Annotated in this window: 17 protein-coding genes; 3 read left to right on the top strand and 14 right to left on the bottom strand. The window is 50.3% G+C overall.

The window, feature by feature from the left end:
* Window positions 1-216: 216 nt before the first annotated feature.
* From sppA to MJ611_RS20350, 3 genes are all read right to left on the bottom strand, one after another.
* The gene (sppA, locus tag MJ611_RS20360) at window positions 217-1,983 is read right to left on the bottom strand and encodes a signal peptide peptidase SppA (RefSeq protein WP_250432296.1); all 1,767 of its coding nucleotides are present in this window, start codon (window positions 1,981-1,983) and stop codon (window positions 217-219) included.
* A gap of 322 nt (window positions 1,984-2,305) precedes the next feature.
* Window positions 2,306-3,574, bottom strand: a complete 1,269-nt coding sequence (locus MJ611_RS20355; RefSeq protein WP_250432295.1) for a replication-associated recombination protein A — start codon at window positions 3,572-3,574, stop codon at window positions 2,306-2,308.
* Between the two features lie 556 nt (window positions 3,575-4,130).
* Window positions 4,131-5,273: an AI-2E family transporter gene (locus MJ611_RS20350; protein WP_250432294.1), complete on the bottom strand. Its 1,143-nt coding sequence runs from the start codon at window positions 5,271-5,273 to the stop codon at window positions 4,131-4,133.
* A gap of 76 nt (window positions 5,274-5,349) precedes the next feature.
* Here MJ611_RS20350 and MJ611_RS20345 point away from each other — a divergent pair, with 76 nt between their 5' ends.
* Window positions 5,350-6,261: a DMT family transporter gene (locus MJ611_RS20345; protein ID WP_250432293.1), complete on the top strand. Its 912-nt coding sequence runs from the start codon at window positions 5,350-5,352 to the stop codon at window positions 6,259-6,261.
* Between the two features lie 49 nt (window positions 6,262-6,310).
* On the opposite strand, the gene MJ611_RS20340 is transcribed toward MJ611_RS20345, so the two are convergent.
* From MJ611_RS20340 to MJ611_RS20315, 6 genes are all read right to left on the bottom strand, one after another.
* Complete coding sequence (locus MJ611_RS20340; protein WP_250432292.1) at window positions 6,311-8,350, bottom strand: multicopper oxidase domain-containing protein; 2,040 nt, start codon at window positions 8,348-8,350, stop codon at window positions 6,311-6,313.
* 294 nt (window positions 8,351-8,644) lie between these two features.
* On the bottom strand, window positions 8,645-9,850 hold the full coding sequence (locus MJ611_RS20335) for a multidrug effflux MFS transporter (protein ID WP_250432291.1): 1,206 nt from the start codon (window positions 9,848-9,850) through the stop codon (window positions 8,645-8,647).
* A gap of 93 nt (window positions 9,851-9,943) precedes the next feature.
* Window positions 9,944-10,588, bottom strand: a complete 645-nt coding sequence (locus MJ611_RS20330; RefSeq protein ID WP_250432290.1) for an NAD(P)-dependent oxidoreductase — start codon at window positions 10,586-10,588, stop codon at window positions 9,944-9,946.
* A gap of 105 nt (window positions 10,589-10,693) precedes the next feature.
* Complete coding sequence (locus tag MJ611_RS20325; RefSeq protein WP_250432289.1) at window positions 10,694-11,158, bottom strand: hypothetical protein; 465 nt, start codon at window positions 11,156-11,158, stop codon at window positions 10,694-10,696.
* 79 nt (window positions 11,159-11,237) lie between these two features.
* Complete coding sequence (locus tag MJ611_RS20320) at window positions 11,238-12,218, bottom strand: YpdA family putative bacillithiol disulfide reductase (RefSeq protein WP_250432288.1); 981 nt, start codon at window positions 12,216-12,218, stop codon at window positions 11,238-11,240.
* 133 nt (window positions 12,219-12,351) lie between these two features.
* The gene (locus MJ611_RS20315; RefSeq protein ID WP_250432287.1) at window positions 12,352-12,894 is read right to left on the bottom strand and encodes a GNAT family N-acetyltransferase; all 543 of its coding nucleotides are present in this window, start codon (window positions 12,892-12,894) and stop codon (window positions 12,352-12,354) included.
* Window positions 12,895-13,138: 244 nt separating this feature from the next.
* Here MJ611_RS20315 and MJ611_RS20310 point away from each other — a divergent pair, with 244 nt between their 5' ends.
* Window positions 13,139-13,414, top strand: a complete 276-nt coding sequence (locus MJ611_RS20310) for a glycine zipper domain-containing protein (protein WP_250432286.1) — start codon at window positions 13,139-13,141, stop codon at window positions 13,412-13,414.
* Between the two features lie 207 nt (window positions 13,415-13,621).
* Here MJ611_RS20310 and MJ611_RS20305 read toward each other — a convergent pair whose 3' ends face one another.
* The 5 genes from MJ611_RS20305 to lpdA form a co-directional block, all read right to left on the bottom strand.
* Window positions 13,622-14,842 (bottom strand): DEAD/DEAH box helicase, encoded by a 1,221-nt coding sequence (locus MJ611_RS20305; protein WP_250432285.1) that lies wholly within the window; start codon window positions 14,840-14,842, stop codon window positions 13,622-13,624.
* Between the two features lie 147 nt (window positions 14,843-14,989).
* On the bottom strand, window positions 14,990-16,108 hold the full coding sequence (locus MJ611_RS20300) for a fatty acid desaturase family protein (RefSeq protein WP_250432284.1): 1,119 nt from the start codon (window positions 16,106-16,108) through the stop codon (window positions 14,990-14,992).
* Between the two features lie 245 nt (window positions 16,109-16,353).
* Window positions 16,354-17,466, bottom strand: coding sequence for a fatty acid desaturase family protein (locus MJ611_RS20295; RefSeq protein ID WP_250432283.1), 1,113 nt, complete (start codon window positions 17,464-17,466; stop codon window positions 16,354-16,356).
* A 343-nt stretch (window positions 17,467-17,809) separates the two neighbouring features.
* Window positions 17,810-18,568, bottom strand: coding sequence for a DUF3108 domain-containing protein (locus tag MJ611_RS20290; protein WP_250432282.1), 759 nt, complete (start codon window positions 18,566-18,568; stop codon window positions 17,810-17,812).
* A 147-nt stretch (window positions 18,569-18,715) separates the two neighbouring features.
* The gene (gene lpdA / locus MJ611_RS20285; RefSeq protein WP_250432281.1) at window positions 18,716-20,110 is read right to left on the bottom strand and encodes a dihydrolipoyl dehydrogenase; all 1,395 of its coding nucleotides are present in this window, start codon (window positions 20,108-20,110) and stop codon (window positions 18,716-18,718) included.
* Window positions 20,111-20,311: 201 nt separating this feature from the next.
* Between lpdA and MJ611_RS20280 the strand changes: the two genes are divergently transcribed.
* A complete protein-coding gene (locus MJ611_RS20280) occupies window positions 20,312-20,920 on the top strand; it encodes a tetratricopeptide repeat protein (protein WP_250432280.1) in 609 nt (202 codons plus the stop codon).
* Window positions 20,921-21,334: the final 414 nt, after the last annotated feature.

Genomic DNA, 21,334 nt, shown 5'->3' with positions numbered 1-21,334 from the left:
CTTGTGATGAATGAATGTGCGAATTAGAGCATTTTATACTTTAGAATAAATGACATTTGTCAGGTGTCGGGTTTATTCACTCTCTCAAAATTCTACCTTTATACTTGCCGGCAAGTTGCAAAAAATACACCGGCTATAAAACAAAAGCCGCTCCCGGGTTATCCGGAAGCGGCTTTTGTAAATCACTTATTTGATTACTCAGTCATTCAAAGTTGCTTATTGAATGCTGAGGTCGAACGGCATACGTGCCTGTACGCCCTGAATGTGCTCTACTTTCTTGTACATCTTGTAGATCGGGTACAGCTCGCCCAGCTCAGCTTTCACAGCGCTTTCTTTCACCTGCGAACCGGCATCTCCGAACAGCTCGTCGAAGAACGTCTTGCGGCGTGGCAGCTCTTTCAGGCGATAATCATCCTTGATACCGGCTTTGGCGGCGGCAATCTCGATGGCAGTTTCCAGGCCACCGTGCACGTCTACCAGCTTGCGCTCTTTCGCTTCGATACCAGACCATACACGGCCCGAAGCATACTCTTTCAGCTTGTCCTGCGGCATATGACGGCCCTGAGCTGCTTTGCCGGTAAAGGTCTCGTAGATCTTGTTGATCTCGCGCTGTACCACTTCCTGCTCAAACGCAGTCATGGGGCGCGTTACAGTTGGCATATCAGAGAACTTGCCGGTGCTTACGCGGTCCACTGTAATGCCCAGTTTGTCGTTGAAGAAGCCCTGCATGTTCGGGATCACACCAAACACACCGATACTACCGGTGATGGTGTTCGGGTGCGCAACGATCGTGTCGCAGCCCATGGCGATGTAGTAACCGCCGGATGCTGCCACATCAGACATGGATGCGATGATCGGCTTCTCTTTTTTCGTTAACTGTACCTCACGCCAGATCACATCTGAAGCCAGCGCACTACCTCCCGGCGAGCTGATGCGCAGCACTACGGCCTTTACGTTATCATCTACACGGGCCTGGCGGATAGCTTCCGCAAAGCGCAGGCTACCGATGTTGTCTTCGTCGCCTTCGCCATCCACAATATCGCCTTCAGCATAGATCACGGCAATGCGGTTCTTAGAAGATTTTGCATCTTCGTCCTTCACGTCAGCTTTTTTATACTTTGCCAGCTCTACCAGTTGCAGCTTATCTCCTTTCTTGATGCCGGCTTTCGCCTTCATATAATCGATGGCCTGGTCGTAATAACCAACGTCAGTGATCAGGCCATACTTCTTGGCGTCTTCGGCTTCCCGGATCAGCAGGTTATCCGAAACATTCTTCAGCTCCTGGTAAGTTTTGCCTCTTGATTTGGCAATGTTACGCAGCTGGTAATCGTTGATCGAGTTCAGGAAAGAGTTCAGCTGAAGGCGGGCCGGCTCGCTCATTTTATCAAGGAAGAATGGCTCCACCGCACTTTTGAATTCGCCTACTTTGAAGATCTGCGGCTTGATGTTCAGCTTTTCCAGAGTGCCTTTGAAGAAGTATACTTCTGAGCTCATGCCATTGAATTCCAGCGCTCCCAAGGGGTTCAGGTAGATCTTATCTGCCACAGAAGCCAGGTAATAGCCTTTTTCGGTGGTGATGTCGCCGTACGAAACGATGAATTTGCCCGATTTCTTGAAGTCGATGAGTTCGTTGCGGATTTCTTCCAGCTTACCCATGCCAGCGTCGATGAAGCCCAGGTTCAGGAAAATACCTTTGATGTTGTCGTCTTTCTTAGCCTTGCGGATAGAAGCTTTGATCTGGTCCAAGCCGTCGCTGCTGGAGAAGCCGCCGAAAGAAAAGCCAAGTTCCTGCAGCGGGTTGTTCGGGTCGCGCTCGGCAATGGGCTTATCCAGCTTGAGCTCCAGCACAGAATTCTCCACGATTTCTACCTCACTTTTGGAGGCAGAACTGGCTGCGATCCCGATCAGGATCAGGATGGAAATGAAGAAGAATATGAGCAGGCCAACAATGGTAGCGAGCACATATTTCAGGAAATTTAACATATAAGAAACAGGTTTGTTGTGTTGTTTTTGAGTAGCAGAAGAAAGTTGCCTCTGCATACAATATGCAAATTTACCGCATATAGTTCAATACCGGCTTACCCCTTCCCCACTATTCGACTAACCTGCCGTTTTTATAGACAAACGATTAGAGTTAGAGAGTTAGAAAGTTAGAGAGTTAGAGAGTTGGTTTTTCAGTGCAATTTATACTTGCAGGCCTCAGAGGCTTTTAGCCTTTCTACCACAGCTAGCAAGTACAGCTATTCTCCTTCTTTACTTTTCTACCTCTTTACCTTTCTAACTTTCTAACTCCTAAACTCTCTAACTAATAATTATACTTCTTCCCCCACTGCGCCTGCAGTTGCTTGCGCATTTCGTTTTCGCGGCCGTTCTGGCCGGGTTCGTAAAAACGCGTCTGGCTAAGGCCTTCGGGCATGAATTCCTGCTGCACAAAATTGCCTTCGTAGTCGTGGGCATACTTGTAATCGTTGCCGTAGCCGATCTCTTTCATCAGCTTGGTAGGCGCGTTGCGGATGTGCAGCGGCACCGGCAAATTACCGGTTTGCTGCACCAACTGGCGCGCCGTTTTGATGGCCTTGTACGAGGCATTGCTCTTTGGGGATGTGGCCAGGTAAACGGTACACTGCGAAAGTATGATTTCCGCCTCTGGGTAACCGATCATCTGCACCGCCTGAAAGCAGGAAGTTGCCATCAGCAGCGCATTGGAATTAGCCAGGCCGATGTCTTCTGAAGCAGCGATCAACAACCTGCGGGCAATAAACTTTGGATCTTCGCCCCCCTCGATCATGCGGGCCAGCCAGTACACCGCCGCGTTGGGATCAGAGCCGCGTATGGACTTGATAAAAGCCGACACCAGGTCGTAGTGCATCTCCCCGGACTTGTCGTACATCACGATGTTCTGCTGCGCTACCTGTTTTACCAGCTCGTTGGTCACCACCACTTCGTCGCCCTTCACGCCTTCAGCCACGATCTCGAGCAGGTTAAGCAGCTTGCGGGCATCGCCTCCGGAAATGGTCAGAAGCGCCTCGTACTCCTCTACCCGCACGTTGCGGTGGCGCATCCACTCATCATCGGCCAGCGCTTTGTCCACCAGTTCGATCAGTTCGTCTTTGCTAAGGTGCTTGAGGATGTATACCTGGCAGCGCGACAGCAAGGCCGAAATTACTTCAAAGGAAGGGTTCTCGGTCGTAGCGCCCACCAGGGTTACGGTGCCTTTCTCCACAGCGCCCAGCAGCGCATCCTGCTGCGACTTGTTAAAGCGGTGAATCTCGTCGATGAACAGCACGGTGCCCTGTCGCTTCCTGGCCTGCTCGATCACCTCACGGATGTCTTTCACACCGGAGTTGATGGCACTCAGCGCCACGAAGGGCACTTTCATCTGGTTGGCAATGATGTTGGCCAGCGTGGTTTTACCTACGCCCGGTGGGCCCCACAAAATCATACTTGGTATTACGCCGCCTTCGATGTAGCGGCGCAGGATACCCGTAGGCCCTACCAGGTGTTTTTGTCCGTAATACTGATCCAGGTTATGTGGCCGCATGCGTTCGGCCAATGGTATGTTCGGGTGGTTCATTCTGCTCTCTACTTTCTCCCGTTCCGGGTTCAGACAAAGCTACGAATTTGAGCGCAAAGAGGTGGTATACTTGTTGGGGTTGAGCAGGTCTTGACAATTTGGGTGAATTATGAATGGAGTAAACCCCTCCCCAGCCCTCCCCTAAAAACAGGGGAGGGAGTTTTATACTTTCTTTGTCATCCCGACTACTCTTGAGGCGAGAGCCGAAAAGAGCCGGCGTAGCTGTGAGAGATCTGGATCTGATCAAGTATAAACCCACCCCTGAGAGCTACGCTCGCTCGCTCAAAACTCTCGTTTTGGCTAGTCCACAGGAGGGGAATTTCCGCTTTTGTACAGGAGAGGCTATACTTCATCTTGCGCGAGCGTCCTCGCTTGTGTCCGGCAATAGTTGGGCCTCTGCCCCAGTTGAGTCAGAGATTCAACTGCACCTTAGGACACGGGAATAATTCCCGCGCCAGTAACTGTAGAACTCGATTATTCTACTCCCGAAGAGAGGCTGGCAGCGGCAATGCAACTACCGGTCATGCGCAGTTTTACGTCCTGTGTCTAAAGTCTACTATTTATGCGGCGGTTCTATCTTGTTTTCGGCTTCGAGTTTTTCCCGCACCCGCTCGCTTTTGCGCCTGAGTATGGGTACTTCCATCGGGCTGCGGCCCGGGCGCTCGTCCCCAAACAAAACGCCCCACTGCTTAAATGGCTCGCTCCTGTCGAAGATAACTTTGAGCACGGCAATGATCGGCAGTGACAGGAACATGCCGGCTATACCTGCAATTTCGCCACCCACTATCACCCCAACAATGGTAGCCAGCGCATTGATCTTTACTTTGGAGCCTACAATGCGCGGCATGAGGATGTTGTTGTCCAGGAACTGCACACCGGCAATTGTACCCAACACTACCAAAATCGGCCATAACTCCGAAGAAGATGCCAGTGTCAGCAACACGCCGATGATGTTACCCAGCAAAGCACCTACGTACGGGATCAGGTTCAGGAAAGCGAAGATCAGCCCGATGAGCAGGGCATGCTTGATGCCAATGATCAGGAGAATACCGCCCAGCAGCACCGTCATGTACGACACCTGTATCAGCAGGCCAAACAGGTAGCTTTTGATGATCACCTGCATCTCGCGCAGGGTCTCCTCCACTTTCTCGTGGCTATCGCGCGGGAACCACAGGAAAACAAAGCGCAGCAGCAGGTTTCGGTAAAACAGGACCAGGAAGATGTAAATGGGCAGCAAACCCAGCAGGATCAGGACAGAGGTTACCGAACCGGCAGCCCCGGTCAGCAAATTACCGGCAAAGCCCAGTAACTTATTGCTTTGCTCGTTAATGAACCGAAGCTGCTCTTCTGAAGAATAGGGGGTTTTAGACTCGATCCAGGCGCTCAGCGCGTTCAAGTGGTTTGTCACGTTTTTCTGGATGACAGGAAAATCCTGTATCAGGTTTGCGATCTGGGAAGAGAAGAACCAGACAACAAGCCCCACCGCTATGCCCAGCAATAACAGGCTCAGCACAATGGCCAGCGCTTCCGGCACCCTTCTTTTATGAAAGAACCGGTATACGGGCAGCAGCATGATGCTGATAAAAAAAGCCAAAAGCAGCGGCGTCAGCAATCCTTTTCCCAGCACGATGATCCATCCCAGAAAAAACAGACCCATAACCTCCAGAGAGCGCCGCACAGACAGGGGCATATTGTTCATATAATTGTCAGTTTTGCGTAATTTTTGTTTCTTTTCCTTATACGGTGGAGTTGTAATAAGCACGTACCTTTGCGCCATGAATAGACAGGTGCAGGTGCATGCGTCGCTTTTTCTGGTGGCGCTTATTTACGGAAGCAATTATAGTATCGCCAAGGAGGTAATGCCGGAATACGTCGGCCCGTTTGGCCTGATTGTGATCAGGGTGGTGTCGGCAGCGCTCTTTTTCGGGATATTTTCGCGTTTCGTGGTGCAGGAGAAAATTGTGGGACGTGCGGATAACCTTCGTGTTATACTTTGTGGGATAACCGGTGTAGCTGTAAACCAATTGTGCTTCTTTGCAGGCCTTAACCTTACTGCCCCCATCAATGCCGCCCTGCTGATGGTGATCGTGCCGGTCGTGGTGCTCATATTCTCGGCTATACTTCTGAAAGAGCGGGTCGGTAAACGGAAAATTTCCGGCATTTTGCTTGCCTGCACTGGAGCTTTGCTGCTGATCTACAACTCGCGTGGCGAAAGTACGACCGGCAATATCTGGGGCGATCTGCTCATCATCCTGAATGCGACTTCGTTTGGCATGTACCTGGTGCTGGTAAAACCGCTCATGCAGAAGTATAAAGCCATTACCATCGTGAGCCGCATTTTTACAGTAGGTGCCGTGCTGGTGGTACCTTTTGGCTGGCAGCAACTTCTCACCCCTGACTATAGCGCCTTCCCGGTATCGATCTGGTTGGCGCTCGTTTTCATGGTCTTTGCTGTTACAATCCTTGCCTACCTGCTCAACACCTGGGCCCTGCGCTATGCCAACCCGTCGCTGGTAGGCGCTTATATTTACCTGCAGCCCGTGATGGCTATACTGATAGCGGTGTTTATGGGCAAGGATGTTTTCACATTGGAGAAAGCGTTGTACGCGCTGCTCATATTTGCAGGCGTATACCTGGTGAGCCGGACACGGCAGCACGCGGTTCCAAAAGTCGGATCGGAAGTATAAAAGAAGAAGCCCCACAAATAGTGGGGCTTTTCTTTTATACACAAACAGCTTAGTCTGTCAGGATGAGCTTTTCGCGGTACCGGCGGTTATTTATAGCTACTTCGCATACATAAACGCCCTTAGGTAGCTTGCTGCCATTTAGTTCGAGCTGGTGCTCGCCTTTCTCCAACTGCTTTCTTAGCACGTCCAGCACCTGGTTTCCGTTCAGGTCCAGCAGGCGTAATGCAACCTCCGAAGCTGGCTCATCTATCTTTACCTGCAGCGTTGCAGAGCCTGAGAACGGGTTAGGATATACTGTAAAGATCTTTTCGCCGGCCTGCATCAGGTCCTCGAGTAATTGACCAGTGTTGGCCAGCATGCTTTTCGGCATCGTTCCGACATAGTATGGGCGCATCATATCATGGTCTTCGTGCGAGAGTATGTGGCAATGCCAGGCATACAAGCCTTCTTTATCGAAGGTGGCAACCAAGCGGGTCACTTCGCCGGGTGCTATCGGATAGGTGTCTTTTTTACCTGCCTGCCCGGGCTCCGGCTTTTTAACCGACCCCACGAGCTGCACATTCGAGAGTTTGCCTGTTTCCCCGTCCACATCGCCGGTAAACTCCTGCGAACTAAGCACCCTGAAAGTTACCAGGTGCAGGTGTATCGGGTGTGCATCAGGCGTCAGGTTGTAGATCTCCCATATCTCAGTGCTGTTCAGCATAGGGTTTTCTGTGATCGGATCATAAAACGTCAGGGCACCATCCTCCATAGTACCCAGCATGGGCTTCAGCCTGCCGTATTCATCCTCTCCTTCAAATAAGATCAGTTTTCTGACATTGGTAGCAGTTGCTATCTCCGGCAGAGGCTTGTTGAATGATTTTTGTATCTGCGTAAGCGGATACGCTTTATTCAGTTCCAGACCAACTTGAAACGCCATGATCTGTGCCGCGCCATCACTTTCGTCCACATCATCTCCATTCGGGTAAGGGGTTGCGGCATCGTTCTGAATGATTATGGTCTTGCCCCTGAGATCGCTATCAGAGAAGTCAATGATCACATCTTTTCGCTCTCCGGGTGCGATCAGCAGCTCTTCCTGTTCCACAGGCTTTGGCAGAAAACCACTGTCGGATCCGATCTGCCACATCTTCACACCCCTGGTAAGTTTCAGGTTGTAGAACCTTGAATCAGACCCGTTCAGCAAGCGGAAGCGGTACTGCCTTGGCTCTACATTCAAGATGGGCCAGGCCTTGCCATTCACCAGTATGATATCGCCGAAAAACTCCGGTAGTATGCTGGGCGTAGGAGCGCCCTCTGCTTTAGGCTCAGCGGGGTAAAACAACTGCCCATCGGTGGTGAACATGCGATCCTGTATGGCTAAACCTATGTCATAGCGCGGGTCTGGCAACCTGTTGGTTTGCCTCATGCCATTTTCAAAGCCATCGGTCAGCAGGTAAAAGCCTGCCAGGCCAGCATATACGTTCAGGCGTGTAAGACCAAGCGTATGGTCGTGGTACCAGATAGTGGCTGCTTCCTGGTTGTTGTCATAGTAGTAAGGGATGTCTTCTCCTTTCACAAACACAGGTCCTCGGTCCCGGGCAAAAGGTGTATACCAAGCCTCGGGCAGGCCGTCGCTGGCAGATTCGTTGTGGCCCCCGTGCAGGTGCGTTACGACAGGCACTCCCTCCCCTTCCGGATCTGCCCAGGTAATGGACCTGTCGATCGGCAACAGGTGCGGCAGCGGCTGGTTGTTTTCATCTACCAGCCTGTTGAGCCACTTTACCGTTACCGGCTGGTCTCTTTTTGCAAGTATGGTTGGCCCCGGGTACTGGCCATTGTACCCCCATACTTTGGTAAGCAACGGTTGGCCGGAATTATCTTTCAGCCCTAAGCCAAGGTCCTGCTCAAACTGGGAAATGGTCATTGTGATCGACCTGTTGCCTGAGTTGGTAGCATCGATGACGGCAGGAATCGGCAGCGGGTTAACAAACCGGGGTACATCCTCCGGGTTTAACAGCGGAGCCTGCGCGAAAAGCGAAAAAGCAGGCAGCAGCAAGGCGATAAAGGTTGCAACGAACAGGCCGGTGTGTCGGGTGTGTAAATGTTTCATCTTTCATAGCAATTAGGTTGCCTAGTAACAGTGCGGTCAGGAAAAGAAGCCGGTTGGCCAAAGGAATTCTGTATTATTATACGACTAAAACTTATAAATAAAATATGATTGTTATCACTAAAATGTGGCTTGGCACTCCGCCTTTCACTTGCATCCGGGCGAAGTATAAATTAGATGGGTGAAGCCTCTTGTAAATGAAGGCAACAGTTTGGGATTAAAAGAAAACGGCAAGTAAAAGGAAGGCTGATCAGCCTTCCTTTTACCTGCCGCTCAGGTTATACTTTCCTTGCTGTTTTACGCAGATACTTCCAATGCTCTTTTTGAGTACTTGCAGAAACCCAGCAACAAGCTCAGGCTGACGACAGTTGCTCCCGCCATCACGGATGTCATGGGCAAGGCAGTACCGTTATGCAGCGTACTTACCAAAGCCGAGGCCAGCGCACCTATGGCCATCTGGAAACTTCCCATCAAGGCGGAAGCGCTCCCGGCGTTACGGGCAAAGGGTGCCAGCGCCAGTGCGGTCGCATTCGGCCCGATAAAACCCAGCGAGAACATATAACAGAAGATCAGCAACAGGGAGCCATCGGCATTCAGGAAGCCGGTATAATTGCCGACCAGCAGCAGCATACCTGCCAGGAACTGCACCACGCCTGCCGTTTGGGTTACCTCTGCCGAAGTTCTTCGTTTCAGCGCCAGCCTGTTTACCTGGCTGCCGGTTATAAAGCCGAACGCGTTAAGACCAAAGGCCCAACCGTAGTGTGTTTCAGAAAGTCCGAAAATTTCCATAAACACGAAAGGTGATCCGGAGATGTAGGCAAACATACCCGCCTGCGCCGCGCTTGCAGCAAGCGCATAGGTAAGAAAAACTGGCTCTTTGAGTACACTTAAAAAGTCGCCGAGTACCCGTTTTGGCTTCAACGACAGAGTGGGATCTGCCCCCCGGCTCTCAGGCAGCAGAAAGCCTACTGCCAGCAGCACCAGAAAACCGATGAGGGTGAGCACGGCAAAGATGTAGCGCCAGCCCAGGTGTGCCGTAACAAAACCACCAATGGTAGGAGCCACAATGGGAGCTACGCCCATAACCAGCACCAGCATCGAGAATACTTTCGGGATATCTTCTACCGGGAATACGTCGCGCACCACGGCCCTGCTGGCCACCATGCCCACGCAGCCGCCCAATGCCAACAGCAGGCGCAAAGCAATCAGCCACTCCACCGTTGGTACAAACGCACAGCCAATGGCTGCCAGCACAAACAGGCTAAGGCCAAACACCAGCGGTTTTTTTCTGCCGTAGCGGTCTACCAGCGGGCCGTAGATCAGCTGCCCCACCGAAATGCCGATAAAGTAACTCGTCAGCGACAAGGTAACATGCGAAATATCGGTTTTGAGGTCTTTGGCAATAGCCGGGAAGCCCGGCAGGTACATATCGATCGCAAAAGGACCAAGCGCCGCCAGAGCTCCAAGTATAAGTATGATTGAATTCTGTTGTTTTTTATTCATTACTTAGCTTACACCATCCAGAGGATGGCTTATCAAAACGAAAAAAGCAGACCCGTTCTTCCGGATCTGCAAGTAAAAATTTAAGTACAGTCCCTAATACCCGATGGTAAAACGTTGCCGGATATACTGCGGATTTTCCAGTTCATCGAGCACGGCTACAGCGAAATCTTCGTAGGAGATCAAGCTTTTGCCTTTTTCATCCACGACCGGGTTTTCTGTGCCTAAGCGGAACCTGCCGGTGCGTTTTCCCGGCCCGATCTGAAAAGCAGGGCTGAAGAAGGTCCATTCCAGGTCCTGTTCATTGCGGTATATTTCCAGGGAGTCACGCATGGCAGCTGCGCCTTCTTTCCACTCAGCAGGGAAATCAGGGGTATCCACGGCCTGAACGCCCTCTGCCACATACAAACTGCCGGCTCCGCCAACGTTTAAGATGCGCTTCACGCCTGCTTTCTTAGCTGCTTCAATAACTGCGTAGGCTACCTCCGTATACTTGTGGTAATCGGTTCCGGGTCCCCAACCCGGGCTGTACGACACCACCACGGCATCATGGTCTTCTATCTTGGCTGCCAGATCATCTACCTGCAGCACATCTCCTTTGGTTACCGTCAGGCTTTCGTTCTCCAAAGTATACTTATCCGGATGCCGCACAATTACGGTTACCTCATGGCCTCTGCTCAACGCCTCGTGCGTAATGCGGGAGCCGATGTTTCCACTTCCTCCGATGATGGCTATTTTCATAGTTACACTGTTTTCAGGTTCGGTCAAATCATACCTGCTTTACGGCTGCAGCGGCAGGATGGTAGAGGCAACAAGGGCTGGCGATTGTTTATACCTGATCCTGTGCTACTCGTCCTGGTAGGTGATCGGGAAACGCTTTTTTGAAGTATACTGGTAGCCGAGGCTGTCCTGCTCCTGCCCGCGCGCGGCGTGCATGATGGCCAGACTGTCGCCTTCCTGGATGGCATAGTAAAAATTGCCGTGCCCGGCCCACCAGCCACCAGCCGCCGAGAGCGCTCCCAACGGAATGTTGTAGGTGGTATACATCTCGCGGGCAATTACGGAGCAGGTGCTGATGGTATCGATCACGTGCTGCGTATCGTTGTGAAGCAGGTATAAAACGGCTTCCGGATTATCTTCGTCAGCGCCTCTTATTTCCTCGCAGCTGAAATTTGCCTTCACCGTAAAACTATTGCGGTCAGGAACTACGCTGACAGGAGCTTTTTTCTCTTCGCCTTCCTGATCGTTGCTACAGGAAAACAGGAAAGGGCCCAGCAGAAGTATCAAAAGAAAAGGGTGCAGGTATCGCATGGCTTTGTAACTACAGAAACAAAGGGCAAAGTAAAGGCACGCCGGCACATTTATGCAACACTAGCTCCGCCCCGGCGCCTTATTTATTTTCCACACCTGCCAGCGACGCAATGTTGCGGATAATTTTGACAGCATGCTCCCTTGAGTTTTCGATGAACCATACGTGCGTATCCATCCCGCCACAGATCACACCTGCCAGGTAAACGCCCGGCAGGTTGGTTTCCATGGTGTCGGGGTCGTACTGCGGGTAGCGTTTGTTGTCGTTGGTCAGGTTAACACCGATCTTCTGCAGAAAGCTGAAATCCGGGCGGTAGCCTGTCATGGCCAGCACAAAATCGTTCGGAATGGTTACCTTGCCCTCCGGTGTCTGGATATCGACTTCGTGCTCCCTGATTTCGGATAAGTTGGAGCTGAAGTATGCTTTGATCGAGCCTTCCTTGATGCGGTTCTCCAGGTCGGGTTTGGTCCAGTATTTTATACTTCCCAATTCCGGCTCACGCACTACCATCGTCACATCCGCTCCCTTGCGCCAGGTTTCGAGGGCTGCGTCGGCGGCCGAGTTGTTGGCCCCGATCACCACCACCTTTTGCCGGTAGTAATAATGCGGATCGAAGTAGTAATGTCGCACTTTGGGCAGGTTCTCCCCTTTTATGTTCAGCAGATTTGGGATACCATAAAAGCCAATGGCAATTACAATATGCTTTGCCCGGTACTGTGCCTTGCTGGTGCTTATGACGTAATGCTCCTGCTCCGGAGTTACAGCGGTTACCTCTTCAAACAGATTTACCTTCAGTTGCTCGGAGTCTGTCACACGGCGGTAGTATTCCAGTGCCTCAGCCCGGTTTGGCTTGGCATGTATGGAGGCGAACGGAATGCCACCGATTTCCAGCCTGTCGGCGGTGGAGAAGAAAGTCATGTAGAGCGGGTAGTTGTAGAGCGAGTTCACGAGGCAGCCCTTCTCCACAATCAGGTAGCTTAGACCGGCTTTTTTCGCTTCCAGGCCACAGGCCAGCCCAATCGGGCCAGCGCCAATGATGAGTATATCAAGTATGTCTTCCAATTATCTTTTGCTTGCGTTATCAGGAAAAACAAATCTGCGGCCCTGGATGGTTTCCTTTCTACTGCGCTCGGGTGGTGCTTCGTAGCTAGCAAGACGCTCACAGGTCTGGAAGACGCTGTGAGGTCAGCGTAGACTAGCTTAAAGTATAAGCTACGCCTAGTTCCCGCTTCAGCACGTACATGCCGCGGTACTCTTCCTTCATCGCTTCAAAGTCCAGCTGATAGGTGCCGCACTTCACAAACCCGTTCTGCTCGTAAAAGTTTACCGACTGGCTGCTGTCCATTGCTTTCAGCCAGATAACACGCTTGTTGCGTTCACGGGCAAAAGCAACTGTAAAATCCACCACGGCCCTGCCGATTCCTTTGCCCGATGCTTTCTTGAGTAGGTAAATTCGCTCCAGTTCCAGGCTTTCCGCTTCGGTATACCCTTCCAGCGCCTTGTCGATGTTCAGTTTCAGGAAGCCCACCAGTTCCTGTGCGTCATAGATCAGGAAAAAAGCAGCATTCGGGTCGGCAAGTTCTTTTTTAAGAGCGCTGTCGCTGAAGCTTTTGTCGATGTACCACATGCCGCCATCGTACCATAAGTATAAATAATGATCGCCGTAGGAGTTGATGGCAATATCCTGGAGCGTGTGCAAATCGGCAGCAGTGCAGGGGGTGATGGTTATGTCGGGCATGTAAAAATTCTTTTATAAATGATTTGCGAAGGTATAAACCCAAAGGTTTTGATCCTTACAGGAAGACGGGAATTATATGCTGCGGTTAAAACCAGGCAAGCTCTCAAATTGCAATAATCTCAACATACCTGGATCACATATTCACCACCACTACTGATGTAAACTATACAAAATCAAAACACTACAACAAAAACAGTCGAAAATTTTTAACGTAAAAAATAGGAACAAAAAAACTTAGAAGACTATGAAAAACTTGAAAATAGTATTTACAATGTTATTGACTGTATTTATGTTGGCTGGTTGTGCCAACACCGACAGCTGGAGTAGCAAAAAGAAAGGCGCTGTGATAGGCGGTGCGGCTGGTGCCGCAACGGGTGCTGCGGTAGGTGGCACCTCAGGTGCGGTAATTGGTGGCGCGGCTGGCGCAGTGGGAGGCGGTGCCATTGGCCGCAAAAAAGATAAGAAGAAGAAAGAAAAACAGAACCAACAGGAAAACCAGGAGCAAAACGACAACAGGTAAAGTATAAAATGAGGTTGAACTGAAACAGGCTGCTTAACTAATTAAGCAGCCTGTTTTGTTATCAGGATTCGCAGGATTGATTCAGGATTAAAAGGAGGACCTCACAGTATCTTTCAGAACTGTGGGTGACTTGCTGGCAACAGCGCAACAGCTGCTGGCACTACAACATCAGAGGTGTAGAACACGCAGCCAAGATTCATTATCCATTTACCTTCTGCGTTTGCCTTTGCCGCCTCTTCCCGAACCTTTGCGGTTATCATTCTTTGCAGACGAAGCTGCTTCCATAAAATCCTGTGCTGTGAGCGGATAAGGATGCTTATCTACCACAGGTATCGCCTTACCCGTAAGCTGCTGTATGGCAATAAGCAGGGGCGTCTCGCTCGCCCCGCAAAAGGTAATGGCTACGCCTGCAGCCCCTGCCCTGCCTGTGCGGCCGATGCGGTGCACGTAGGTTTCGGGCTCAAAAGGCATTTCATAGTTGATCACATGCGAGAGCTCCTCCACATCAATGCCCCGGGCGGCCACGTCTGTCGCTACCAATACACGTAATTGGTTATTCTTGAAGCCTTCCAAAGCTGCTTCCCGGGCTCGTTGTGCTTTATCGGCATGTATGGCTTCGGTGGGAATACCCGCAGTGGTAAGTTCTTTTGCTACTTTATCGGCCGCCTCTTTGGTGCGTGTAAAAACCAGCGCCCGATGTATACCGCTATCCTGCAACAGGTGCAGCAGCAGGTTTGTCTTGTTGGCTTTCTTTACATAGTATAACTGCTGTGTAACCGTACCTGCCGCTGAGGACACAGGCGTTACCTCTACCCTTTCCGGTTCGGTAAGTATACTTTTGGCCAGCTTCACGATTTCAGTGGGCATGGTAGCCGAGAAAAGAAGCGTTTGCCGCTGCTCCGGCATTACGTTGAGCAGGCGCCGGATGTCCTGGATAAAGCCCATGTCCAGCATGCGGTCGGCTTCGTCGAGCACCAGCACCTGCACCTGCTGCAGGTCTACAAAGCCCTGGTCCAGCTGGTCGAGCAAGCGGCCTGGTGTTGCCACCAGTATATCCACGCCTGCCTCCAATGCCTCCGTCTGCACCCTGTAAGGCACACCGCCATACACCACCGCATGCTTCAGCCCGGTATACTTGCCATACGCCGCCAGGCTGTCGCTAACCTGGCTGGCCAGCTCGCGCGTAGGCGCCAGGATGAGTGCTCTTATACTTCTGGCACCTGTTATACTTTGCTCATGCAGCAGTTGCAGAACAGGCAGCACAAAAGCCGCTGTTTTCCCGGTACCCGTTTGGGCACAGCCCAGCAGGTCCCGCTTCTGTAGTATAACCGGTATTGCCTGCTGTTGAATTGGTGTAGGCGAAGTATAACCTTCTGCCTCCAGAGCCTGCAGGATCGGCTCAATCAGGTATAATTCTTTAAATGTCATGGCAGCGTAACGTATCAAGCAACATGGATTGCCAACCAGGTTGCAAAGGTATGGTGAAAGTGCGCATCCTCCCAAACGCATACTTGGGAGCAACAAAAACGGCGGGAGTATGCTTCCCGCCGTTTTCCATTATTTTATACGTACATCCTAAGCCATCACCTCATTCAGATCAGGTAACCGTAACCTGCCGAAACGGTGCAGGGTGCTCAGGTGCGAGCGCACAGCCTGCATAAATGTTTTGCTTTCGATGTAAGGTATGTTGTACTCCTGGGCGGTTTTCTTCACGATGTCCGCAATGGCCGGGTAATGCACGTGGCTGATGCGCGGGAACAGGTGGTGCTCGATCTGGAAGTTAAGTCCGCCTACGTACCAGGAGAGTAATTTGCTCTTGCGTGAAAAATTAGCCGTGGTATTCAGCTGGTGGATAGCCCAATCGTTTTCGATGATGCCGCGCTCGCAAGGCAGCGGATGGCTGGTGCCCTCCACGGTATGCGCCAGCTGGAACACAACGGAAAGTATGATACCAGTTACAAAATGCATCAGCAGGAACCCTCCTAAAACTTCCAGGAAAGGAATGCCAAAAATAAGCGTTGGCGCCACCAACATCGAGAAGAAATAGAGCACCTTAAAAGCAACAATTTTTGCAAAAGCCACCGTGTTCTCGGCCCTCGAATTAGCATTAACCCCGCTTCGGATATAACCGAAGAATTGTATAAAATCTTTTAAAGTAACCCAGTAAAGTGTTAATAAACCATAAAAGAAGAGGGCATATACCTGTTGCACTCTGTGATAAAACCGAACCTTGGTGTGCGGCGAAAAGCGCAGAAACACGATATCGTCTATGTCTTCATCCATTTCCACCACGTTGGTGTAAGTATGGTGCAGGATGTTGTGCTGCAGTTTCCAGTTAAAGGCAGAAGCGCCCAGCAGGTTCACCGAATGCGCCATCAGGTAATTCAGCGTTTTGCTCCTGGAAAAAGCGCCGTGGTTGGCATCGTGCATCACGCTCATTGCCACACCGGCTACCCCTATCCCCATTACAAACCAAAGGGCTAAGCTAACAGCCAGTCCGGGTGTAAAAGCGAGCAACCCGGCAAAAGGCACCAGGTAAAGGAGCAGCAATACAATGCTCTTGATCAGCAAGCGGGAGTTGCCCGATTTAGGTAAATTATTTTCTGTAAAGTAAGCGTCTACCCGTTTGCGGAGCGTCGGAAAAAACAGGCTTTTATCCCTGTTAACGAATTTTACTTTGCCTTTGAGCTTCATTAAGTATGCTGACTAGTATTAAAAACTGCTTCACATTGCCCACTCACTAGCAGGTATTATGAAGTATATTAATTGATGTCGTAAATACGATCTCTTCCTACTTGAGGCATGGTTTGCTTTACAACATCAAGCGCCTCCAACAGAAGCCTTCGCTTTTACACGGTCGGGATGCGCACGTGCAATCGGGGTGCAAATATAAGGGGAAATGCAGTACGACAAGCTGCCGAAACCAACTGAATTGTTTCTCAGGCAATGGCTTCATTGATGTCAGGCAACCTGCCGAAGCGGTGGAGCGTGGCAATATGCGAGCGTACAGCCTGCATAAAGGTCTTATTTTCGAGGTAAGGTATGTTAAACTCAGCGGCTGTTTCTTTCACGATGCCCGCAATGCCCGGGTAATGTACGTGGCACACCCGCGGAAACAGGTGGTGTTCGATCTGGAAGTTCAGCCCGCCCACATACCACGACAAGAGCTTGTTGTTGCGCGAAAAATTCACCGTCGTGTTCATCTGGTGGATTGCCCAGTCGTTCTCGATGGTGCCGTTCTCATCCGGCCTTGGGTGGCTCGTACCCTCCACCGTATGCGCCAACTGGAACACCACCGTAAGTATAATGCCAGCTACAAAGTGCATCAGCAAGAAGCCAAGCAAAACTTCCAGGAAGGGAATTGCAAAGAACAGCGTAGGCACGGCCAGCACCACAAAGAAGTACAGCACTTTCATCGTGATGATCTTCAAAAGCATGGCTCTATTCTCTGCTGGTGTGTTGGCATTCACTCCGTTCCTGATGAATAACTTGTATTGCACAAAGTCTTTTGCCACTACCCAGTACAGCGTCAGCAGCCCGTAAAAAACGAACGCATACACCCACTGCAGCTGGTGGAAGAACTTAACTTTAGTATGCGGCGAGAATCGTAACACCAGCCTGTCCTGTATGTCCTCGTCCATCTCTACCACATTGGTATAGGTATGGTGCAGGATGTTGTGCTGCAGCTTCCAGTTAAAAGCAGAGCCACCTACCAGGTTCAGCGTATGCCCCATCATCGAATTCACTCTTTTACTGCTGGAAAAAGCGCCGTGGTTGGCATCGTGCATCACGCTCATGCCAATGCCTGCCACGCCCATGCCCATTACAAGCCAAAGCAGTAAGCTAAGCGGGAACGCCGGCTGGAAAACCAGAAGCGCAACAAACGGCAACACATAGCCCATCAGCAGCACCACGCTTTTTACCACCATTGCCGTGTTGGCAGTTTTGGGCAGATTATTTTCGATAAAATAGGCGTCTACCCGTTTGCGGAGTGTGGGGAAAAACAGGCTTTTATCTTTGTTGACGAATTTTACTTGGCCTTTAAGCTTCATTTGAATGGGTTGATGAGTGAAAAAAAGAAACTCACACAACAGAGGCGAAGGCTCACGGGTGAATTGCCGGTAACAGGTTGTTAATTTAAGCTATTAAACTGGTTATAAGTTCATACTAAATCCGTATTTAAACGCTCCTGGGGCTATTCTCTTTAAATAGAATCATTAAATAGCAAAAACGTTATAGATAGACGCTTTGCAAACTTTTATGATTCTCTAGAAATGCTATACTGTTGCCATAATGTCCGACACCTTGAACAGTTACGGAGCCGAGCAAATACTAAATTAAAAGCGGCAGAAAGTTCTATCCTTCTGCCGCTTTCCGCCTATGTGTTTATACGTGCTAGATATACTTTCCTGCTACCGTTCCGAGCTTGATCTTATTGCGTTTTACCCCATCAAAAACTTCTTCCATCTTCAGCACTTCTTGTGATCTTTTGCTGATCCAGAAAGTGGCGTAATTGGTATTGCTGTAGTCAATTTTAAGCAGCCAGCAATCAGTTTTAGTGTTGTTGATGGTTTCCAGTTTTTCAGAGCCGATTACTTTGTAGCGGTAGTATTGCGGGCTGGTTTTGCTGCCCGGGTGATAAAAGTTGATCAGGTACACGGTGTTTGCTTTCAGCGGCAGGCTCTCAAAGGTTTCCATGTCCAGTTCCCAGTCAAAAGCGGGTGCAGGCGAGGCCATAATAAAATTTTTGAATGCGTTGGCTTTGGTCGTGTCGGAGCCGGTTATCTTATCTGTATAAAAATTGAAAGCGGCTACGCCACGGGCACTGGTGCTGGTCTGGTAAATTGGGGTAAAATCTTTTTCGCACACCGAGAAGATCGTTCTGTTCGAAAGCGTATCGGCCCCGATCCAGTTCTGGCGAATCACCAGGCGCTCTTTCCCCTGAAAGTTTTCAAAACTTACATTCCGGTTCCAGAGGCTTTGCCGGAGTACTTTCGGGTTGGCAGGTGTTTGCACTGTGACCAGGTACTGACGGGTGCCGGGCCTCAGTTGCTTTACTTTAAGATCTTTGGCCGTAATGCGTACGGTATCTACCTGGGCATAAGCAGCAGTAAACAGGAAAAGGGTAATGGCTAAAAGGAAAATCTTCTTCATAGTTTTAAATAGGTATGTAAAACAGCCTGATGACCCTAAAACAGATCAAAAGGCTGCAAGGCCAGTAATATTTTCCTGAAAAGCCTGAAAAAGAAAAAGGCTGACCATGTACCGGTCAGCCTTATTTAGCTTATTTCTAAGTATAAACTACAAGTGGATCACTTCGCCGTAAGCAGCCGCAGTCGCTTCCATTACCGCTTCGCTCATGGTTGGGTGCGGGTGCACCGCCTTGATGATCTCGTGGCCGGTAGTCTCCAGTTTACGGGCAACCACGATCTCCGCGATCATCTCCGTTACGTTCGCTCCGATCATGTGCGCGCCCAGGAACTCGCCATACTTGGCATCGAAGATCACTTTTACGAAACCATCTTTTGCACCGGCAGCACTAGCCTTACCAGACGCAGAGAACGGGAACTTACCAACTTTAATATCCAAACCTTGCTCACGGGCAGCTTTCTCGGTTAAACCAACAGAAGCTACTTCAGGAGAGCAGTAGGTACAGCCCGGGATGTTGCCATAATTGAGTGGCTCCGGATGATGACCAGCAATGGCCTCCACGCAGATAATACCTTCAGCAGACGCCACGTGCGCCAGCGCAGGACCCGGCACGATGTCACCGATTGCGTAGATGCCGTCCACGTTGGTCTTGTAGTACTCGTCCACGATCACGCGGCCTTTATCTACTTTAATGCCCAGCTCTTCGATGCCGATGTTTTCCAGGTTGGTCTGGATACCTACCGCAGAAAGCACTACTTCAGCTTCCAGGGTTTCTTCGCCTTTGGCTGTTTTAACACGTACTTTGCTGATATCGCCGCTCGTATCAACCGCCTCAACAGAAGCATTGGTCATGATGTTGATGCCGGCTTTCTTGAAGGATTTCTCCAGCTGCTTCGATACTTCTTCGTCCTCAACCGGCACGATGTTCGGCATGTATTCCACAACCGTTACTTTCGTACCCATCGCGTTGTAGAAGTAAGCGAACTCTACACCAATCGCACCAGAACCTACCACAACCATTGAAGCAGGTTTTTTGTCCAGCGCCATCGCCTGGCGGTAACCGATGATCTTCTTGCCATCAATTGGCAGGTTAGGAAGCTCGCGTGAGCGGGCACCTGTTGCCAGGATAATATTCGTAGCTTCTACGATATCTTTTTTACCTTCAGCGTTGGTAACTTCTACTTTGCCTTTGCCTACTACTTTACCCGTTCCCATGATCGAGTCGATCTTGTTTTTGCGGAACAGGAACTGGATACCTTTGCTCATGCCGTCGGCAACGCCACGGCTGCGCTTGATCACAGCACCAAAATCTACAGAAGCTTCGCCAATGGTGATACCATAGTCAGCAGCATGGTTAATGTACTCGAACACGTTTGCGCTTTTCAGCAATGCTTTAGTAGGAATACAGCCCCAGTTCAGGCAGATACCGCCCAGCGACTCGCGCTCGACAACACCTACTTTCATACCCAGCTGTGACGCACGAATGGCCGCCACATAACCGCCCGGGCCGCTACCAATCACTACTAAATCGTATTTTGATGCCATAATGTCTTTGTTATAGTTGATGAGCAAAATTAAACGATAATCCCAACTTCACAAAACGCAGTCTCAGCCCGGCCAGATAGCACTTAAGCTCCTATAATTTTGGACGATTAAAAGAAAATCAGGCTTTTACTATATTTTTCTTTTATCATTCTGCTGATCTGCTGAACTTTACACCGACAAAGTATAATTTAGCCCTATTGCATGAGAAAATTTTTACTCGCCGTTTTACTCTTATTGGTTTCCTTTTCAGCCTTCTCGCAGAAGTCGGCCAAGGATTATTTTATGAGCGGAAACCTGAAGTTTAAAGCCGGAAAATATATTGAGGCCATTAAAGACTACGACCAGGTACTGAAGCAGGAACCGGAGCATGTCGTAACGCTTACCAACCGCGGTGTAGCCAAAGACCGCCTTTTAGACTACCGCAGCGCCATCGAGGATTTCAGCAAAGCCATCGCTCTCGACCCGAAACACGCCGAAGCCTGGTTCAGCCGGGGCCTGTCAAAGTATAACCTGAAGGATTACCGGGGAGCCATACTTGATTTCAACAAAGCCACTGAGCTTTCTCCGAAAGAAGCCAAGATTTTCAACAACCGTGGCCTGGCCCGTTACGGTATAAAGGACTACAGCGGTGCCTCCGCCGATTACACCAAAGCCATACTGCTAAAGCCAAACTATGCAGAGGCCTACTATAACCGGGGTGCACCCAAGTATAACCTCGGCGACAAAACCGGCGCCTGTGCCGACTGGACCAAAGCCCGCTCCCTCGGCCTGAGAGACGCCGATCAGTACCTGAAGAATTACTGCAAGTAAGGTTTTATACTTTAACTGAAGAAGCGTAGACTGCAAAGTCTGCGCTTTTTGTTTTTACCGGCGGTATACAGCTTCACTTGTGGCTTTCTCTGTGTATTTAACCACTCATGCCTAAAAGTATGAGTCGTGCGCCAGTTACAAACTGGCCTCACAAATAACCACAAGTTGCGCTGACGCTAAACTTGCGGCATGAGGCGTCTAGCCTTGGGGTTGTGATTGACACTGCTGCGTAAGTGGCTATGAAACTTCAACTAAGTGTCCTCTTGGGGACAAGCGAGAACGTGAGTAAGGTAGCGAGCATAGCTCTGAGGGTAGGGGTGGTTGGACCACAGCAACTATGAAATTTACACCTGCAAAAAGGTAAAGGCAGAAATTCCCCTCTTGAGAGGGGGCAGAGGTGTGTTTATACTTTAT

Origin of the sequence: Pontibacter ruber, assembly GCF_023630205.1 — a bacterium.
Classification (GTDB): domain Bacteria; phylum Bacteroidota; class Bacteroidia; order Cytophagales; family Hymenobacteraceae; genus Pontibacter; species Pontibacter ruber.
The sequence above is the reverse complement of the archived record's forward strand: the minus strand, read 5'-3'. Positions and strand labels throughout refer to the sequence as shown.

Coding starts and splice junctions, on each gene's coding strand:
- sppA (WP_250432296.1), bottom strand. CDS start 1,983: ATGTTAAATTTCCTGAAATATGTGCTCGCTACCATTGTTGGCCTGCTC.
- MJ611_RS20355 (WP_250432295.1), bottom strand. CDS start 3,574: ATGAACCACCCGAACATACCATTGGCCGAACGCATGCGGCCACATAAC.
- MJ611_RS20350 (WP_250432294.1), bottom strand. CDS start 5,273: ATGAACAATATGCCCCTGTCTGTGCGGCGCTCTCTGGAGGTTATGGGT.
- MJ611_RS20345 (WP_250432293.1), top strand. CDS start 5,350: ATGAATAGACAGGTGCAGGTGCATGCGTCGCTTTTTCTGGTGGCGCTT.
- MJ611_RS20340 (WP_250432292.1), bottom strand. CDS start 8,350: ATGAAACATTTACACACCCGACACACCGGCCTGTTCGTTGCAACCTTT.
- MJ611_RS20335 (WP_250432291.1), bottom strand. CDS start 9,850: ATGAATAAAAAACAACAGAATTCAATCATACTTATACTTGGAGCTCTG.
- MJ611_RS20330 (WP_250432290.1), bottom strand. CDS start 10,588: ATGAAAATAGCCATCATCGGAGGAAGTGGAAACATCGGCTCCCGCATT.
- MJ611_RS20325 (WP_250432289.1), bottom strand. CDS start 11,158: ATGCGATACCTGCACCCTTTTCTTTTGATACTTCTGCTGGGCCCTTTC.
- MJ611_RS20315 (WP_250432287.1), bottom strand. CDS start 12,894: ATGCCCGACATAACCATCACCCCCTGCACTGCTGCCGATTTGCACACG.
- MJ611_RS20310 (WP_250432286.1), top strand. CDS start 13,139: ATGAAAAACTTGAAAATAGTATTTACAATGTTATTGACTGTATTTATG.
- MJ611_RS20305 (WP_250432285.1), bottom strand. CDS start 14,842: ATGACATTTAAAGAATTATACCTGATTGAGCCGATCCTGCAGGCTCTG.
- MJ611_RS20300 (WP_250432284.1), bottom strand. CDS start 16,108: ATGAAGCTCAAAGGCAAAGTAAAATTCGTTAACAGGGATAAAAGCCTG.
- MJ611_RS20295 (WP_250432283.1), bottom strand. CDS start 17,466: ATGAAGCTTAAAGGCCAAGTAAAATTCGTCAACAAAGATAAAAGCCTG.
- MJ611_RS20290 (WP_250432282.1), bottom strand. CDS start 18,568: ATGAAGAAGATTTTCCTTTTAGCCATTACCCTTTTCCTGTTTACTGCT.
- lpdA (WP_250432281.1), bottom strand. CDS start 20,110: ATGGCATCAAAATACGATTTAGTAGTGATTGGTAGCGGCCCGGGCGGT.
- MJ611_RS20280 (WP_250432280.1), top strand. CDS start 20,312: ATGAGAAAATTTTTACTCGCCGTTTTACTCTTATTGGTTTCCTTTTCA.